Origin of the sequence: Collimonas arenae (assembly GCF_001584165.1) — a bacterium.
Taxonomy (GTDB): Bacteria; Pseudomonadota; Gammaproteobacteria; order Burkholderiales; family Burkholderiaceae_D; genus Collimonas; species Collimonas arenae.
On sequence record NZ_CP013233.1, the window covers coordinates 3181265 to 3200450 of the forward strand.

At 57.3% G+C, this 19186-nt stretch carries 13 protein-coding genes and 1 pseudogene; 5 read left to right on the forward strand and 9 right to left on the reverse strand.

The features are described from left to right. Positions 1-3: 3 nt before the first annotated feature. The 7 genes from ispC to rpsB all read right to left on the reverse strand — a co-directional run bounded on the left by ispC (position 4) and on the right by rpsB (position 6643). Positions 4-1173: a 1-deoxy-D-xylulose-5-phosphate reductoisomerase gene (gene ispC / locus CAter10_RS14645; RefSeq protein ID WP_061535376.1), complete on the reverse strand. Its 1170-nt coding sequence runs from the start codon at positions 1171-1173 to the stop codon at positions 4-6. A 7-nt stretch (positions 1174-1180) separates the two neighbouring features. Beyond that, a complete protein-coding gene (locus tag CAter10_RS14650; RefSeq protein ID WP_061533982.1) occupies positions 1181-2005 on the reverse strand; it encodes a phosphatidate cytidylyltransferase in 825 nt (274 codons plus the stop codon). After that, positions 2005-2796 carry a polyprenyl diphosphate synthase gene (gene uppS / locus CAter10_RS14655; RefSeq protein ID WP_082797934.1) on the reverse strand — a complete coding sequence of 264 codons (792 nt, stop codon included), beginning with the start codon at positions 2794-2796 and terminating at the stop codon, positions 2005-2007. The genes CAter10_RS14650 and uppS overlap by 1 nt, the downstream gene beginning before the upstream one ends. A gap of 171 nt (positions 2797-2967) precedes the next feature. Then, positions 2968-3528 carry a ribosome recycling factor gene (gene frr, locus CAter10_RS14660; protein WP_061533984.1) on the reverse strand — a complete coding sequence of 187 codons (561 nt, stop codon included), beginning with the start codon at positions 3526-3528 and terminating at the stop codon, positions 2968-2970. A 150-nt stretch (positions 3529-3678) separates the two neighbouring features. Then, on the reverse strand, positions 3679-4395 hold the full coding sequence (gene pyrH / locus CAter10_RS14665) for a UMP kinase (RefSeq protein WP_061533985.1): 717 nt from the start codon (positions 4393-4395) through the stop codon (positions 3679-3681). 267 nt (positions 4396-4662) lie between these two features. Continuing rightward, on the reverse strand, positions 4663-5544 hold the full coding sequence (tsf, locus tag CAter10_RS14670) for a translation elongation factor Ts (RefSeq protein ID WP_061533986.1): 882 nt from the start codon (positions 5542-5544) through the stop codon (positions 4663-4665). Positions 5545-5890: 346 nt separating this feature from the next. After that, complete coding sequence (gene rpsB, locus CAter10_RS14675; protein WP_061533987.1) at positions 5891-6643, reverse strand: 30S ribosomal protein S2; 753 nt, start codon at positions 6641-6643, stop codon at positions 5891-5893. Positions 6644-6967: 324 nt separating this feature from the next. On the opposite strand from rpsB, the gene map reads away from it, so the two are divergent. Genes map through CAter10_RS14690 form a run of 3 tightly spaced genes read left to right on the forward strand, consistent with a single transcriptional unit; the run spans position 6968 to position 11159 of the window. Beyond that, entirely contained in the window at positions 6968-7795 is an 828-nt protein-coding gene (gene map / locus CAter10_RS14680) for a type I methionyl aminopeptidase (protein WP_061533988.1), read from the forward strand. A gap of 21 nt (positions 7796-7816) precedes the next feature. Continuing rightward, on the forward strand, positions 7817-10369 hold the full coding sequence (locus tag CAter10_RS14685) for a [protein-PII] uridylyltransferase (protein ID WP_061533989.1): 2553 nt from the start codon (positions 7817-7819) through the stop codon (positions 10367-10369). A 43-nt stretch (positions 10370-10412) separates the two neighbouring features. Next, positions 10413-11159, forward strand: coding sequence for a pseudouridine synthase (locus CAter10_RS14690; protein ID WP_061533990.1), 747 nt, complete (start codon positions 10413-10415; stop codon positions 11157-11159). 51 nt (positions 11160-11210) lie between these two features. On the opposite strand, the gene CAter10_RS14695 is transcribed toward CAter10_RS14690, so the two are convergent. Further along, the gene (locus CAter10_RS14695; protein WP_061533991.1) at positions 11211-11681 is read right to left on the reverse strand and encodes a cyanophycin metabolism-associated DUF1854 family protein; all 471 of its coding nucleotides are present in this window, start codon (positions 11679-11681) and stop codon (positions 11211-11213) included. Beyond that, positions 11678-13999 (reverse strand): cyanophycin metabolism-associated ABC transporter, encoded by a 2322-nt coding sequence (locus CAter10_RS14700; protein ID WP_061533992.1) that lies wholly within the window; start codon positions 13997-13999, stop codon positions 11678-11680. Before CAter10_RS14700 ends, CAter10_RS14695 begins: the two co-directional genes overlap by 4 nt. A 310-nt stretch (positions 14000-14309) precedes the next feature. Between CAter10_RS14700 and CAter10_RS14705 the strand changes: the two genes are divergently transcribed. Further along, positions 14310-16466, forward strand: a complete 2157-nt coding sequence (locus CAter10_RS14705; RefSeq protein WP_061533993.1) for a cyanophycin synthetase — start codon at positions 14310-14312, stop codon at positions 16464-16466. 146 nt (positions 16467-16612) lie between these two features. After that, positions 16613-19182: pseudogene (gene cphA, locus CAter10_RS14710) on the forward strand (cyanophycin synthetase). The last annotated feature ends 4 nt before the right edge of the window (positions 19183-19186 follow it).

Below are 19186 nucleotides of genomic sequence, written 5' to 3' on the forward strand. Positions count from 1 at the left end.
CGTTCAGGAAATCAAGGATTGTACTGTTTCCCGGGCAAGCTGATCCTGTTCGAGCAGCGCATCGATATCCGTAACCGCGCAAAGCGGCAATTTATCCATGGTGCGGGCAATCAGTTGGTCGATCATGCGAAACCCGATTTTTTCATCTAGAAAAGCTTGGACAGCGACTTCATTCGCCGCGTTCAATATTGTTGCCGCCGAACCGCCGGCAAGCAATGCATCATACGCGAGTTTCAGACAGGGAAAGCGTAGCAGATCGGGACGGGTAAATTGTAACTGGCCGATGACTGTCAAATCCAGCGGGCCAACGCCGGACGCAATCCGCTCAGGATAGGCCAAGGCATTGGCAATCGGCGTACGCATATCAGGATTGCCGAGCTGCGCCAGCACCGAGCCATCAATATATGACACCATCGAATGGATAACGCTCTGCGGGTGGATCACGACTTCGATCTGGCTAGCCGAAGCGCCGAACAGCCAATGCGCCTCGATCACTTCCAGGCCCTTGTTCATCATGGTCGCAGAGTCGACTGAAATCTTGCGGCCCATGACCCAGTTTGGATGGGCAATCGCCTCCGCCGGGGTAACCGCGCCCAAGGTTTCTACGGCGCGATGCAGGAACGGCCCGCCGGATGCGGTCAATAGAATCTTCTCGACGCCGACAGCCGCCGGCTGACGTTGATAACCATGCGGCAAACACTGGAAAATCGCGTTGTGTTCGCTGTCGATCGGCAGCAATACCGCCCCACTCTTGCTAACTGCATCAATGAACAACTGGCCCGACATGACCAGTGCTTCCTTGTTGGCCAGCAGGATTTTCTTGCCGGCGCGCGCAGCTGCCAGCGAAGGCGCCAGGCCCGCCGCGCCGACAATCGCAGCCATCACGACGTCGCAGGCATCGGCGCCGGCAACCTCGCACAGCGCCGCCTCGCCATATGCCACTTCGGTATGCAAGCCTTTCGCGCGCAACAGTTTGCTCAACTGTTGCGCCGCGGCTGCGCTGCCGACGACTGCCAGCTTGGGTTTAAATTGCAGGCACTGCTCCGCCAGTTGCTCAACCCGGCTGTGCGCTGTCAGCGCATAGACCGAATAACGCTCGGGATGGCGCGCCAGCACGTCCAACGTCGACATGCCGATTGAACCGGTGGAGCCGAGAATCGTAATATTTTGCATGTTCAAACTAAAACCAGAAACTTAACAAAGCCGCCAGGGGCAGCACCGGGATCAGCGCGTCGACGCGATCCAGCACACCGCCATGACCAGGCAACAGATTGCTGCTGTCCTTGACGCCTGCACGACGCTTCAGCATCGACTCGAACAGGTCGCCGACCACACTGGCGGCCACCAGCACCGTCATCACGGCCAGCGCGCCAGGCCAACCCCAGGTCGCCAACAGGCGCACCGGGAAAGTATCCGTCAGCGCAGGCGTGACGCTAAAGCCAGCCAGCATCAGCAGTACCAGCAGCCAGCCACCGATCGCGCCTTCCCAGGACTTTCCGGGAGAAATCGAAGGCGCCAGCTTGTGCCGGCCAAAGGCCTTGCCGGCAAAATATGCGCCGATATCCGCCGCCCACACTATCACCAACACCGACAGCAGATACATCGGCGAGTGATGGAACAATACGACTATCGCCAGGAAACAGCCAAAAACCGCTATCGCGTAGCTGCCTGCCACCAAGCGGTTACCGAGGCTGGTAAGTGCCGGCAAACCAAGCGCCAGCGACGGTACGAAGCGCAAACACCAGATTGCCACGCATAGAGCGAACAGCAGACGGATATTCGGGCCACTGCCAACATAGAGAACTGCCGCGAATAGCAGCAGCGCCGCTCCGCCCCACATCAGGGCGGAACCGCCGGCGCCACCGAACAGCCTGGCGCTTTCCCAGATGGCGGCAGCAAAGAACAGCGCCGATACGACGGCAAACGCAGGGTAATAATTGAAATAAAGAATCGGCAGCAGGACTGCCAGTAACAATAACGCAGTGATGACACGCGTTCTAAGCATCAGGAAGCCTTTTTCTGTTCAACCAGTTGTTCGCTGGTACGCCCAAAGCGCCGCTCCCGTTGTTGATAGGAGGCGATCGCCTTGTCGAGTTCGGCTGCGCCGAAGTCAGGCCAATAGGTATCGGTGAAATAAAGTTCGCTGTAGGCAAGCTGCCATAACAGGAAATTGGAAATACGCTGTTCGCCACCGGTGCGGATAAACAGGTCGGGCTCAGGCGCATAGGCCATCGCCAAGTGCTGCGCCAGTTCCTCTTCGGTGAATGCTGTGACATCCTGTCCGGCGCCAGCTTGTTGCGGGTTGCTTGCAGCGCGTGCTGCGACCATTTTCTGCACAGCCTGCATCACATCCCAGCGACCGCCGTAGTTTGCACATATCGTGACGGTCATGGCGGTATTGCCGGCTGTCTTGCGTTCGGCGTTATCGATCATCTGTTGCAGTTTGTCGTCGAAACGCCCCAGATCGCCAACCACCTTGAGACGAATCCCATTGGCGTGCATCTTGCCGACTTCGCGCTCCAGCGCCGCCATGAACAAGCGCATCAGCAACGATACCTCTTCGGCAGGACGCCGCCAGTTCTCGGAACTGAACGCAAATAAAGTCAGATATTCAACGCCGCGTACGGCACACGCTTCCACGATCTCGCGTACCGCCTCGACACCCTTGCCATGACCAGCAACGCGTGGCAAAAAGCGGCCCGTCGCCCAGCGACCATTACCGTCCATGATGATGGCAACGTGCCGTGGCACCGTGGAGCTCGATGGTACCGATTGCGTAGAACTTGAATGAGCCATAAATATTGAAATAAGAAAAAATGAGACGGTAGGACGGGCTATCAGCTGCGGGGTGGAGATGCGTACCCGGGTGAAATTCAGTATCCGCTCACCTCAAGCAGCCTCGCGATACGCGGGCGATGCGCGGGCACGCATTGCCCACCCTACGTACTAAATACTGCCCGGCAATGATTAAACCGTCAGGATTTCTTTTTCTTTGTCGATCACTTGCTTATCAATTTCGGCCACGAATTTGTCGGTCAGTTTCTGAATCTCGTCCTGTGCACGACGTTCGTCGTCTTCCGAACATTCCTTGTCCTTGACCAACTTCTTCAAACCTTCGTTGGCATCACGACGGATATTGCGAATCGCAATTTTCGCATCTTCCGCTTCGCCCTTGACCAGCTTTACCATTTCCTTGCGGCGCTCTTCGGTCAGCGGTGGCGTCGGCACACGAATCATTTCGCCCTGTGTTGACGGATTCAGACCCAGATCAGCTTCACGGATAGCCTTCTCCACCACCGCGATCATTTTCTTTTCCCACGGCTGGACACCGATGGTACGCGCATCGATCAGGGTCACATTGGCAATCTGGCTCAAATTGGTCTGGCTACCGTAGTAATCGACCATGACATGGTCGAGAATCCCGGTGTGGGCACGGCCGGTACGTACTTTCGCCAGATCGGCGCGCAGTGTCTCCAGCGACTTCTGCATTCTTTGATCAGTATTCTTCTTAACGTCAGCAACGCTCATGCTGCTCTCCTCTACAAAAACAATCTATCCGGCTACCGCCAGAAACCTGTTACGCGAGCCAATCTCGGGACTAGGACTTCCAACGACAACCTTTCATTAGAAAAACTGCGCAATTATTGCAAAATATATTGCAAATTGCACATGGAAAACTTAAACGTGTACCAAAGTTCCTTCATCTTCGCCCATGATGACGCGTTTCAACGCTCCAGGCTTGACGATGGAAAACACCTTGATTGGCAGTTTCTGGTCGCGACACAGGGCAAATGCAGTGGCATCCATGACTTGCAGATGCTTGGTAATTGCCTCATCGAAAGTGATGTGCGAATAACGCGTTGCCGATGGATCCTTGTTTGGATCGGCGCTGTACACGCCATCGACCTTGGTCGCCTTCAAAACAATTTCGGCGCCGATTTCCGAACCACGCAATGCAGCGGCAGTATCGGTGGTAAAGAATGGATTGCCGGTACCTGCTGCAAAAATGACAATTTTATCTTCTTCCAGATATTGCAGCGCTTTCGGCCGCACATAGGGCTCTACTACCTGTTCGATACTGATTGCCGACATCACACGGGCGGTCAGGCCGATCTGACGCATTGCATCGGCCAGCGCCAGCGAATTCATCACTGTCGCCAACATGCCCATGTAGTCAGCGGTTGCGCGATCCATACCCTGCGCTCCCGGCGCTACGCCGCGGAAGATATTACCGCCACCGATAACGATAGCCAACTCGACACCCAGTTTAGCGACTTCGGCGACATCGGCAACCATCCGCTCGATCGTCGCGCGATTGATGCCATAGGCATCATCGCCCATCAGGGCCTCACCGGAGAGTTTCAGGAGAACACGCTTATAAGCTGGTTTTGTCATGGTCTGGGCCCCTTGTGGCTTTCCGATTGATTCACACTTGTTTTGGTCATTTGCCTAGCTGGAGGACTGCAGCGCCATTGTCAGGCCAAACTGCAGCAAAATCCACTAGAAGGTTCCTGAGCCGCTTTTCAGGGCTACGGAACCATTTCTTCGATATGCTCGCCGCTCATTGAGAAACAGCGGCCTTAAGGCAATTCCTTAGTCCTTGGCCCGGGAAGAAAATTCCATAGAGCCAAAAAAACGGGCCTTTCGGCCCGTTTTTTTTGCTTACGCCTGCTTGGCCGCAGCAACAGTTGCTGCAACTTCCGCAGCGAAGTCATCTTGTTTCTTCTCGATGCCTTCACCGACAACAAACATGGTGAACGATTTAACACTGGTGTTGGTAGCCTTCAGCATTTGTTCAACAGTTTGCTTGTCGTTCTTGACGAAAGTCTGGTTCAGCAAGGAAACTTCCTTCAGGAATTTCTGCACAGAACCTTCAATCATCTTGGCAGCGATATCTGCAGGCTTGCCGGATTCGGCCGCCTTCAGGGTTGCTACCGAACGCTCTTTCTCGATCAGGTCGGCTGGCACTTGATCCGACGACAACGAGACTGGCTTCATCGCAGCGATGTGCATTGCTACGTCCTTGCCGACTTGCTCTTCAGCGCCATCAAACTCAACCATGACGCCGATACGGGTGCCGTGCAAGTAGGAAACCAACTTGCCTGCTGTGTCGAAACGCACGAAACGACGGATCGACATGTTTTCACCGATACGGCCGATCAGGGCTGCACGAGTTGCTTCAACGGTGCTATCGCCTAATGGCAAAGCCGACAGGGCTGCCACGTCGGCTGGATTTTTTTCTGCAACCAGCTTGGCGCAGGCGTTAGCCAAGGCCAGGAAGTCGTCGTTCTTGGTAACGAAGTCGGTTTCGCAGTTGACTTCAACCAGCGCGCCAACGCCGCCAGCGATGTATGCTGCCACAACGCCTTCAGCGGTCACGCGGGAAGCGGCCTTGGAAGCCTTGCCGCCCAATTTGACGCGCAGGATTTCTTCTGCTTTGTCCATATCGCCACCGGCTTCAGTCAATGCCTTCTTGCATTCCATCATCGGCGCGTCGGTCTTTGCGCGCAGTTCGCCTACCAGTGCTGCTGTAATTGCGGCCATACTATTCTCCTAGCTCAATTGGTGCCATGTCGCCGGCGCGGCCGGCATATCGTCGGGCAGCAAGCTCAACGGCTGACATCCCGGCACCATCGTTCAAAATAAATTCGGGTAAAAATAAGCTTGCTTAATGCATAAGCGGGTGATGCAAAAAAGGAGCAAACACGCTCCCTTTTATCAGCTTGCGTGTTTTGCAAACTTATCTAGTTGCTTCAGATTTTCCTACTTCGCTTACAAAACTTTTCAACTTGCCTGAAGCTTCCTGCCTACTCAGTTGGGGACAGAGTAATTTGCCGCGCTAGCGCGGCTACCAAACCCTGTCCCGCAATGATTAAACTTGGAAACTCAATTAAGCCTGATCGTTGACTTCGACGAACTCGTCGCCAGCTGCGCCCTTGATCGACTCAACCACGTCGTTCACTGCATTGGCACGGCCTTCCAGGATTGCATCTGCAACGCCACGGGCGTACAGAGCGATAGCCTTGGAGGAGTCATCGTTACCAGGAATGACGTAAGTCACGCCTTCTGGCGAGTGGTTGGTATCAACCACGCCGATAACTGGAATGCCCAGCTTTGCAGCTTCGGTGATTGCGCCTTTGTGGTAACCAACGTCGATCACGAAAATTGCGTCAGGAATGCCGCCCATGTCCTTGATGCCGCCGATGGCTTTTTGCAGCTTGATCAGTTCACGCTGGAACATCAGGGCTTCTTTTTTGCTCAGCTTTTCGACCGAACCGTCTTCGATCGACGCTTCCATTTCTTTCAGGCGCTTGATCGAGGTCTTGATGGTCTTGAAGTTGGTCAGCATGCCGCCCAACCAGCGCTGGTCAACGAAAGGCGAGCCCGAACGCGCTGCTTCTGCAGCAACGATTTCACGTGCTTGGCGCTTGGTGCCGACGAACAGGATGTTGCCGCGGTTGGACGACAATTGACGGATGTACTTCATCGCCTCCTGGTACATGCCCAGGGTCTTTTCCAGGTTGACGATATGAATCTTGTTGCGGTGACCGAAGATGAACGGCGCCATCTTTGGGTTCCAGAAACGGGTTTGGTGACCAAAGTGGACACCGGCTTCCAGCATTTCACGCATTGTTACGGACATAATTTTCTCCAGGGTTAGGTCTGGAATCTGCTCAGTCACCGAAATTGCCTTATAGCAAAACAGCACCCTTTTCGAGCAGATTCGCGCTTAAAAAACATAATATAACTACAGGGAACTTCCATATCAGCCGAATAGCAATTCGAGCTAACCCAAGATTGTACCCCAGAACCCGCATTTTCTTCAAGCGCTGCGGGGCATATCTTTCTGCGAATCTTGTTACGGTCGTTTATAATCCTTAATTGAACGAATCCAGGCGGCGAAACCATTGATTTCGCACCTTTTTCTGCACATTTCAGAATTTTCTCATACGAATTCCCCAAATTTATGACTTCTATCTCAATCAAAACTGCCGAGGATATCGCCGGCATGCGCGTCGCTGGCAGGCTTGCCTCGGAAGTACTCGACTACATCACGCCTTTCGTCAAGGTCGGTGTGACCACCGGTGAGCTTGACCGCCTGTGTCACGAATACATGACAAATGTACAAGGCACCATCCCCGCCCCATTGAATTACTGCCCGCCTGGCTACACGCCTTATCCGAAGGCGATCTGCACTTCGGTCAACGACGTGATCTGCCATGGCATTCCGGGTGACAAGGTCTTGAAGAACGGCGACGTGGTCAATCTCGACATCACCGTCATCAAGGATGGCTACCATGGCGACACCAGCCGCATGTTCTATGTCGGCGAGCCGTCGATCATGGCCAAGCGCCTGGGCGACATCACTTATGAATGCATGTGGCTGGGAATCGCCAAAATCAAACCCGGCGCGCATCTGGGCGATATCGGCCATGTAATCCAGCAGCACGCCGAGAAAGCCGGCTACAGCGTGGTTCGCGAATTCTGCGGCCACGGCATCGGCAAAGTATTCCACGAAGAACCGCAAGTGTTGCATTATGGCCGTCCCGGTACTCTGGAACGGCTGGAAGCAGGCATGATTTTCACGGTCGAACCGATGATCAACGCCGGCCGCCGTGACATTCGCGAAATGGGCGACGGCTGGACCATCAGGACCAAGGATCGCAGCCTGTCGGCGCAATGGGAACATACCGTTCTGGTGACTGAAACTGGTTACGAAGTACTGACCGTATCCGCGGGTACCCCACCGCCGCCAGCCTTCATTCAACAAGCAGCCAGCGCCTCAGCAGCGTAGTCGTCCCCGCCCTCTACTTACATGACAACACTTGCCGCAACCCTCAAGAAACAGCTTAGAACCGAGCGGCAAACTATCATCTCTGCATTTCTTGCCGACGGCAAACCCGGCGAGTTGCTGACGGCGCTGCGACGCAGCGTCGATATCGCCCTGACGCAAGCCTGGAAAATGCTGGAACTGCCGCCGAGCGCGGCGCTAGTCGCGGTCGGCGGGTATGGGCGCGGTGAATTGTTTCCGCACTCCGATGTCGATGTATTGATTCTGCTAGGCGCTGCGCCTGACGCCGAATTGAAAGGCCGACTGGAGCAACTGGTGCAGCTGTTCTGGGACATCGGCCTGGAGATCGGCCACAGCATCCGCACCGTCGACGAATGCATGACCGAATCGGCGGCCGACATCACCGTGCAGACCAGCTTGCTGGAAGCGCGGCTGGTGACCGGCAACCAGCCGCTGTTCCAGCAATTGCAGGAACGCTGCAACGCGGCGATGGATCCGTGCGCCTTTTTCCAGGAAAAAATCCTGGAAATGCGACAACGCCATGTCAAGTATGAAGATACGCCTTACAGCCTGGAGCCGAACTGCAAGGAAAGCCCGGGTGGCCTGCGCGATCTGCAAGTGATCCTATGGGTGGCGAAAGCCGCCGGCCTCGGCGATTCCTGGTCCAAGCTGGCCAAGCACGGCCTGATCACAGCCACCGAAGCGCGCCAGTTGACGCGCCAGGAACGCGCGTTCAAGGACATCCGGATTCGCCTGCACATCTATACCAATCGGCGCGAAGACCGGCTGGTGTTCGACGTTCAGACCCCGATCGCAGAAGCATTGGGCTTCCAGACCACGGAAACCCGGCGCGCCAGCGAGTACCTGATGCAACGCTACTACTGGGCCGCGAAGGCGGTCACCCAGCTCAACACGATCCTGTTGCAGAACATCGAAGTGCAATTGTTTCCGCAACCGATGGTGCCGCAACGTATCAACGACCGCTTCAACCACGTCAACCGGCTGATCGACATCGCCTACGACGATCTGTTCAAGACCACACCGTCGGCGATACTGGAGCTGTTCCTGCTGTTGGCCCAGCACAGTGAATTGAAGGACATGACGGCGCGCACCCGGCGTGCGCTGTGGCATGCACGCGCCAAGATCGACAACAGCTTCCGCCGCGATCCGCTGAACCGCTCACTGTTCCTGCAGATCATCCAGGCGCCGCAAGGCATCACCCATGCGCTGCGCGGCATGAACCAGACCAGCATCCTGGGTCGCTACCTGCCGAATTTCCGGCGCATCGTCGGCCAGATGCAGCATGACCTGTTCCACGTCTACACGGTCGACCAGCACATCCTGATGGTGGTGCGCAACGTGCGCCGCTTCACGATGAGCGAACATGCCCACGAATACCCGTTCTGCAGTCAGTTGATCGCCAATTTCCCGCGCCCCTGGCTGCTCTATATTGCAGCGCTGTTCCACGACATCGCCAAGGGCCGCGGCGGCGACCACTCCAAGCTGGGCATGGCCGACGCCCTGCACTTCTGTCACCAGCACGGCCTGCCGGCCCAAGATACCGAGCTGGTGGTATTCCTGGTCGAGCATCACCTGACCATGTCGCAAGTCGCGCAAAAGCAGGATTTGTCGGACCCGGACGTGATCCTGCATTTTGCCGGCGTGGTCAAGGACGAACGCCACCTGACCGCACTCTACCTGCTGACGGTGGCCGACATCCGCGGCACCAGCCCGAAAGTGTGGAACGCCTGGAAAGGCAAGCTGCTGGAAGACTTGTACCGGATGACGTTGCGCGTGCTGGGCGGCGAAACGCCGTCGGCCGACCGCGAACTGAAGAACCGCCAAGAAGAAGCATTGAAAACGCTACGCCTGTATGGCCTGCCGGAAAACGCCCATGAACACCTGTGGCAGCAACTCGACGTCGCTTACTTCCTGCGCCACGATTCTTCCGACATCGCCTGGCAGACGCGCTCGTTCTATAACCAGACCGACAGCGCCACGCCGATCGTCAAATGCCGCCTGGCGCCGATTGGCGAAGGCTTGCAAGTTGCCGTTTATACCAAGGATCAGAGCGACCTGTTCATTCGCATTTGCAGCTATTTCGATAGCAAGAACTTCAGCATTCTCGACGCCAAGATCCACACCACGCGGCATGGCTATGCGCTCGACTCGTTCCTGATCAGCGCACCGCTGTTTGCCAAACATTATCGCGACATCATCAACCTGATCGAGCATGAGCTGACCGAACTGCTGCAAAACCACCACCCGTTACCGACACCATCCAAGGGCCGCCTGTCGCGGCTGTCACGCACCTTCCCGGTGACGCCAACGGTCGACCTGCGGCCGGACGAACGCGGTCAGTATTATTTGCTGTCGATCACCGCCAACGACCGCACCGGGTTGCTGTATTCGGTTGCCAGCGTGCTGGCCAAGCACAAGATCAACCTGCACACCGCCAAGATCATGACACTCGGCGAACGGGTCGAAGACGTGTTCCTGGTTGATGGCAGTGCCCTCAACCATGCGCGCCTGCAGATTCAGCTTGAAACTGATTTGCTGGATGCATTGCATATCTAGCCTGCCTTGCAGTTTTTTATACTTTTCCTATTTTTTGTACTCCATGACCGAACCACTACGCCTCTCCAAACGCATGTCAGAACTCGGGCTATGCTCGCGCCGTGAAGCCGACGAATGGATCGCGCGCGGCTGGGTCCGTGTCGACGGCGTCGTCGTTTCGGAACTCGGCAGCAAGGTATTGCCAAGCCAGCGCATCAGCGTCGAACGCCAGGCCGCTGCGGAACAATCCAAACGCGTCACCATCCTGATCAACAAACCGGTCGGCTACGTCAGTGGCCAGGCCGAAGACGGCTACCAACCGGCGGTGGCGCTGATCAAGGAAGCCAACCGCTGGAGCGAAGATCGTTCGCCCACCATGTTCCACCCAACCCAGCTGCGCAGCCTGGTGCCGGCCGGCCGCCTTGATATCGACTCGGTTGGCCTACTGGTGTTGACGCAGGATGGCCGCATCGCCAAGCACCTGATTGGCGAAGAAACCAGTGTTGACAAGGAATACCTGGTGCGCGTGCGTTATACAAAAGGCGACAAATTGCCCGATGCCGATCTGCGCCGCCTCAATCATGGCCTGACGCTGGACGGCAAGCGGCTCAAGCCGGCCATCGTCAAATGGCAGAACGAGGATCAATTGAGTTTCACGTTGCGCGAGGGGAAAAAGCGCCAGATTCGCCGCATGTGCGATATGGTCGGCCTCAAGGTGCTGGGCTTGAAGCGGGTGCGGATTGGCGGCGTCAAGCTGGGTAATTTGCCCGAGGGGCAATGGCGCTATCTGGGAGCTGACGAACAGTTCTAGGCTGTTTGGAAGACCGCGTGGGCAGAATAACCTGCCCACGCCCAATAGCAATTACAGGAAACGATCCAGTATCTTGCGGCTGCCTTTGTCCAGCGCTTGCGTATCGCGGATCAGGAACTGCACGCCGTGGTTGTCGGCAATCAGCAGGCTGGTCGAGGCAATACGGCGGATATCTTCTTCGCCTTTCAGCGTAAAAGAGGCATCGCCGCGATTGGTTTCTACAAACCAGGTGCACGGCGCGTTGTAGTTGGAGACGCGCTGGATGCGCTGAATTTCCGGCATGAATTCGCGGCTGGCCAACTCCTGTTCGACCATAGCCCGGGTGTCATCGGCCAGATCGCTCAATCGCATGATCCAGGCCAGCTCCTGGCCATCGGCATTGACCAGCGCGATGCCATCGTCCGGTGCGCCAATCGGAAAAGCCCGCACCGGCACTACGCCCTCAAAGCGATCGCCATTCGCTGCTGTAAACACCAGCTTGCCGAACGCATTGCGGCTCAGTGTGAAATCATGTGTTGTCATGCCACGCTCTCATCGTTTTCTTCGCTATCTTCATCAACCAGCTGCGGCGCCCCTTCGGCGCCATCGGCATTACGTAACTGCGCCTGGTAGAGACGATAGTAGGCGCCTTCGCGCAGCATCAGCTCGTCGTGATTGCCGACCTCGACAATCTGGCCACGATCCAGCACCACCAGCCGGTCGGCCTTGCGCAAGGTCGACAAGCGATGGGCAATCGCGATCGTGGTGCGGCCCTGCACCAGGTTGTCGAGTGCTTTCTGGATTTCTTTTTCTGTCGTGGTGTCGACCGACGATGTCGCTTCATCCATGATCAGGATGCGCGGATCGATCAGCAGCGCACGCGCAATCGAAATACGCTGGCGCTCGCCGCCGGACAAGGCCTGGCCGCGCTCGCCAACCAGCGAGTCGTAGCCCTGCGGCAGGCGCAGGATAAATTCGTGCGCATGCGCTGCCCGTGCTGCCGCGACGATTTCCTCGCGTGTGGCGTCCGGTTTGCCATAGCAGATATTCTCGGCAATCGTGCCGAAGAACAGGAACGGCTCCTGCAGCACCAGGCCGATATTGCGGCGGTATTCGGAAATCGGCATCGAACGGATATCGACACCGTCGAGCCGGATCGATCCCTCCGACACATCATAAAAACGGCAGATCAGATTGACCAAGGTACTCTTGCCGGAACCGCTGTGGCCCACCAGGCCGATCATCTCACCCGGCTTGATCGACAAGCTGACACCGCGCATCACGGCGCGGTTGCCGTAACGGAAACCGATGTCGCGCAATTCGATGGCGCCTTTGACATGCTCCAGATGCACCGGATTGGCCGGCTCCGGCACGCTCGATACGTGATCCAGGATTTCGAAGATACGCTTGGCGCCGACCGCCGCTTTTTGCGTTACCGAGACGATCCGGCTCATGGAATCGAGACGGGTATAAAAGCGGCTGATGTAAGCCAGGAATGAAGCCAGCACACCGACCGTGATTTCGTTCTTGGAAACCTGCCAGATGCCGAATACCCACACCACCAGCAAGCCGACTTCCGTCAGCAAGGTCACCGTCGGCGAGAACAGCGACCAGATCTTGTTGACCCGGTCGTTGACCAGCAGATTGTGCTGGTTAGCCTCGCGGAAACGGCCAGCTTCGCGCTTTTCCTGGGCAAAAGCCTTGACCACGCGAATGCCGGGAATGGTGTCGGCCAGCACATTCGTGACTTCTGCCCAGATGCGGTCGATCTTTTCAAAACCGTGCTTGAGGCGATCACGCACCACATGGATCATCCAGGCGATGAACGGCAGTGGGATCAGCGTTACCAGCGCCAGCCACGGATTGATCGAGAACAGGATCACCGCGGTCATGATGATCATCAGCACATCGATGGCGAAGTCCAGCAGATGCAACGACAGGAACACGCAGATACGGTCGCTCTCGGAGCCGATACGCGCCATCAGATCGCCAGTGCGCTTGCCGCCGAAATACTCCTGCGACAGGCGCAGCAGGTGTTCATAGGTAGTGGTGCGCAAATTGGCGCCGATCCGTTCGCTGACCAGCGCCAGGATATAGGTACGGGCCCAACCCAGGCTCCAGGCCACCAGCGCCGACGCCAGCAGGCCGGACAAATAGAGTTTGACCAGATAGACATTGATCGGCTTGCCGTTCTGATAAGGGATTAGCACGTTATCCATCAGTGGCCCCATCAGATAAGGCGGCACCAGCGTGGCGGCAGTGGAAATCAGCATCAGGATGAAACCGAGCAACAGCATGCCCTTGTACGGCTTGGCAAAACGCGCCAGGCGGAACAGCGCCCAAGTCGACGACGGCGCCCTAGCTTTCTCCGGGCAGATCAGGCATTCATCGCTGCCGGCCGGCAGCGGCGCCTGGCATTCAGGACAAACGGCTTGCGCCTGACGCTGCGCAGAGCGCCCTGCCAGATGATCCTCGCGTTGCTGCTCAAATACCTTGATCAGGCGCAACGCGTCGATGTTGAGTCCGAGCGTGTAGCGCCAGCAGGCCAGCTGCCGTTGTTCATCCTGCAACTCCAGGCTGCCGACGCCGGCATGGTCGTGATGCTTGAGCTTCAGCTGCGGGCCGTAAGGCCAGGCGCGCCAGGCGTTTTCTTTCGCCATCCTGGCCAGCACGCGGTGGTTCGTCACAATGACCAAACCACGCGTAAAATGAAGCGACGCGTCGAGATCGACTTCCAGGAAAGCCAGGATTTCCTCTTGCGGCGCGAGTTGTGATGTCACATCGGCGCGCAAGGATTCGGGCAATGTATTGGACAAATAATTGCCAGTATGAGAATTAAGGGATAAAGGATTGCTTTTCATCTAAACGGCATGGTGTGTCCGCAAGCATGGTGACCAGCGGACCGGATGGAATTTTGTGTGAAATCGCCACAATGGCGCACATCGTCTGCCGCAAGTATTATATCCTATCGGGTTTTTCTGAAACGTTACTATTCGTTACCATTTAACACTATCTTTTTTACGAATTGGAGTTTTGTTGTAAACCAATTCGCAAGTGGTGCGTTACAAGTTCTTGCAGCATGTTGAAAAGAGCATAAATAGATATAAATAGTATTTTTTCAACATTCGCCAAGGCCGTCTTGGCCGCTGCCCCTAGCCTCATTGCTGACCCATGAAAAACATAGAAATTCTCCGTATCATGTCGCTGCGCGGACCAAATATCTGGACGTATCGATCAACCCTTGAGGCGTGGATCGACATCGGCGAGCTGGAAGATTTCCCGTCCAACACCCTGCCCGGCTTCAATCAGCGCCTGACCACCTGGCTCCCTTCCCTGATCGAGCATCGTTGCAGCTACGGTGAACGCGGCGGCTTTGTGCAGCGCCTGGAAGACGGCACCTGGCCGGGCCATATCCTCGAACACGTTACCCTTGAACTGCAAAACCTGGCGGGCATGCCGGGCGGTTTCGGCAAGGCGCGCAGCACGTCGGTGCGCGGCGTCTACAAGGTCGCGGTCCGTGCTCGCCATGAACAAGTCACGCGTGCTGCCCTGTACGCCGCGCGCGACCTGGTGATGGCGGCGATTGAAGACAAGCCTTTTGATGTCCCTGCCGCGATCGGCACGCTACGTGAAATGGTCGATTCCCGTTGCCTGGGACCAAGCACCGCCTGCATCGTCGAAGCAGCGGACGAGCGCCGCATCCCGTCTTTCCGCCTGACCGAAGGCAATCTGGTGCAGTTGGGCCACGGCATTCGCCAGCGCCGCATCTGGACCGCCGAAACCGACCAGACCAGCGCCATCGCCGAAAGCATCTCCAGCGACAAAGACCTGACCAAGAGCCTGCTGCAGGCCTGCGGCGTTCCGGTGCCGGAAGGACAACTTGTAGAAAGCGCAGCGGAAGCCTGGGAAGCAGCCGAAGATATCGGCCTGCCGGTAGTGGTCAAGCCATCCGATGCCAACCATGGCCGCGGCGTCTGCATCGACCTGACTACCCGCGCCGAAATCGAAGCCGCCTATGAGATCGCCCTGCGAGAAGGCAGCAGCGTGATCGTTGAACGCTTTATCCGCGGCAACGAACACCGGTTACTGATCGTCGGCGGCCGACTGGCCGCGGCGGCACGTGGCGAACCGGTATCGATTACCGGCGATGGCAAATCGACAATCTTGCAATTGATCGATGCACAACTCAATTCCGATCCGCGCCGCGGCGAACTCGAAGAATGTCCGCTGAGCCTTGTGCTGCTGGACCAGGAACCGGCCGCGCGGCTGGAGCTGGAACGTCAAGGTTACAACGGCGATTCCGTGCCGGCCGCAGGCAAGGTGGTACTGATCCAGCGTAACGGCAATGTCGCCATTGATGTCACCGACCTGGTGCATCCGAGCGTAGCCGCCGCTGCATCCCTCGCCGCGCGCGTAGTGGGACTGGATATCGCCGGGGTCGACCTGGTGACGGAAGATATTTCGCGGCCGCTGGAAGAGCAACGTGGCGCCATCGTCGAAGTCAATGCCGGACCTGGCCTGCTGATGCATCTGAAGCCGGCTGAAGGCAGCCCGCGCCCTGTCGGCAAGGCGATCGTCGAACACCTGTTCGCGGCAGCTGACAATGGTCGTATCCCGATCGTCGGCGTCACCGGCACGCACGGCAAGACTACCGTTGCGCGCCTGATTGCCTGGCAGCTGCACCTGAGCGGGAACCATGTCGGCCTGGCCTGCGGCAATGGTTTGTACTTTGCCCAGCGCCAGGTGGAAACCGGCGATTGCGCCAATTGGGAGTCGGCACAACGCGTGCTGATCAATCGCGCGGTCGAAGCTGCGGTGTTCGAAAACAGTCACGACACCATCCTGTCTGAAGGCTTGGTCTACGATCGTTGCCAGGTCGGCGTTGTAACCAATATCGCGACAAGCGACAGCCTGCCGCAGTACTACATCGCTGATGCTGAAGAAATGGTGAAAGTGACCCGCACCCAGGTCGATGTGGTGCTGCCGACCGGCGTCGCCGTACTGAACGCCGCCGATCCGCTGGTGGCGCCAATGGCTTCACTGTGCGACGGCGAAGTCATTTTCTTTGGCATCGATCCGGCACTGCCCGTGATTGCCGAACATATTGCGCAAGACAAACGCGCCGTGTTCATCCGCAACGAACAGATCATGCTGGCGATCGGCAAGAATGAAATGCTGCTGGCGGACATCACGACGGTGCCGCTGCTTGTGCATCGCAAGGAACAATTCCAGATTGAAAACGTGCTGGCAGCGGTTGCAGCCGCCTGGGCACTGGATATTTCCCACGATTTGATACGTGCAGGAATCGAGACTTTTGAGCTGGCTTGACGGATTTGAATAAAAATTGCGTGAGCGTCATGTCCACGCGTGCGGAAATATGCAATGTGAGTGGACCGGGAATGACGCGTGGGCGCTGGTGCCCGCCCCGCCCGGTCTCACAATGACTAAGTAAGAGCAAATAGGAAAACTTGTTGATGGACGTTTCACGTATCCGAGTACTTCGCGGCCCCAATCTGTGGAGTCGACATACCGCTATCGAAGCCATTGTTTCCTGCAACGAAGCCGAGCGAGCAATTGCCGGCATCGCCGGCTTCGAGACAAAGTTGCGTGAACGCTTCCCGCAGATGGGCTTCCTGGAGCCCAGCAGCAAGAAAGAAGTCGTGTCGATGGCACACGCGCTGGAAGCAGCCGCGCTTGGGTTGCAATCGGAAGCCGGTTGCCCGGTAACCTTCAGCCGCACCGTGCCGACACTGGAAGCCGGCGTCTATCAGGTGATCGTTGAATACAGCGAGGAAGATGTCGGCAAGCTGGCATTCGAGATAGCACAGGAACTTTGCCTGGCGGCACAACAAGACAAACCATTCGACCTGGCCGGCGCATTGGCGCGGCTGCAGGAACTGGATGAAGACATCCGTCTCGGACCGAGCACCGGCTCGATCGTGCAGGCCGCCGTCACGCGCGGCATCCCGTTCCGCCGGCTGACGGCGGCAGCATGGTGCAGTTCGGCTGGGGCAGCCGGCAACGTCGCATCCAGGCTGCAGAAACCAATCACACCAGCGCCATCGCCGAATCGATCGCACAAGACAAGGACCTGACCAAGAAGCTGTTGAATGCTGCCGGCGTTCCAGTGCCGATGGGTCGAGTCGTGTCGAGCGCAGAAGACGCTTGGGCAGCAGCACAGGAAATCGCCAGCCCGGTTGTCCTCAAGCCACGCGACGGCAATCAGGGCAAGGGGGTAGCAGTCAACATCACGGCTCGCGAGCAGGTCATGGCGGCTTTCGAAGTTGCGTCGAAAATCTGTTCTGAAGTGATCGTCGAGCGTTACTTGCCGGGGCACGATTTCCGCCTGCTGGTGGTCGGCAATCAATTGGTGGCAGCTGCGCGCCGCGATCCGCCGCAAGTCATTGGCGATGGCGTGCACACCATCAGGCAGCTGGTCGATCAGGTCAACAGCGATCCCCTGCGCGGTGAAGGACATGCGACTTCGTTGACCAAGATCCGCTTCGATGCAATCGCACTGGCAACGTTGGTCGGACAGAATTACACTGCGGACTCGATTCCGCAGCAAGGTGTACGGGTTGTCTTGCGCAATAATGCCAACCTCAGCACTGGCGGCACCGCTACCGATGTCACCGAGGATGTTCATCCCGAACTGGCGGCGCGCGCAGTCGCTGCGGCGCAAATGGTCGGGCTCGACATTTGCGGCGTCGATGTGGTTTGCAATAACGTCCATCAGTCGCTGGAAGAACAGGAAGGCGGCGTGGTTGAAGTCAATGCCGCACCCGGCTTGCGCATGCATATCAGCCCTTCTTATGGCAAGGGACGCGCAGTCGGCGCAGCCATCATGTCGACCATGTTCGACGACGGCGACAACGGCCGCATTCCACTGGTTGCAGTAGCCGGCACCAACGGCAAGACCACGACCGTGCGCCTGATCGCCCATCTGCTGGGACGCAAGGGCCTGCGCGTCGGCATGACCAATTCCGATGGGGTCTACATTGAGAAACAACGCATCGATACCGGCGATTGCAGCGGCCCGCGTAGCGCCCGCAATGTACTGATGCACCCGGATGTCGACGCTGCAGTATTTGAAACTGCACGCGGCGGCATCTTGCGCGAAGGCCTCGGCTTCGATCGTTGCGATGTCGCCGTCGTTACCAATATCGGCATGGGCGACCACCTCGGCCTGAGCTATATCAGCACCGTTGAAGACTTGAGCGTAGTGAAACGCGTGATCGTCGAAAACGTCTCCCCTACCGGTCACGCGGTCCTCAACGCCGCTGACCCGATGGTTGCCAGCATGGCTAAATCCTGCCCTGGTTCGGTGACGTTTTTTGCGCACGACTTCCATCATCCGCTGATGACTACGCACCGTGCTCAAGGACACCGCGTGGTATACCAGGACGGCAATTTCATTGTCGCCGCCAAGGGCAAGCAGGAGCATCGTCTGGCGCTGCAGGAAATTCCACTGACCCGCAACGGCACCATTCCGTTCCAGATCGAAAACGCCATGGCATCGATCGCCGCAGCTTGGGCCTTGAATCTGGATTGGGATGTGATTCGCGCCGGCCTCGGCAGCTTTGTCAATGATGCAGACACCGCGCCCGGCCGCTTCAATGTGTTCGACTACCGCGGCGCCACCCTGATTGCCGACTATGGTCACAATCCTGATGCCATCCAGGCCCTGGTGCGCGCCATCGACACCATGCCTGCCAAGCGCCGTTCAGTCGTGATCAGCGGCGCCGGCGACCGCCGCGATATCGATATCCGTCACCAGACAGAAATTCTCGGCGATGCATTCGACGAAGTGGTCCTGTATCAGGATCAATGCCAGCGCGGCCGTGCCGACGGCGAAGTACTCGGATTATTGCGCGAAGGCTTGAAAAACGCGCGCCGCACGACGGCTATCGAGGAAATCAATGGCGAATTCATCGCTATCGACACCGCGTTGTCGCACCTGTCGCCAGGCGATTTGTGTCTGATCCTGGTCGACCAGGTGGAAGAAGCTTTGGCACATATTGCCACGCGGATTGCGGAAGTCTGATTGC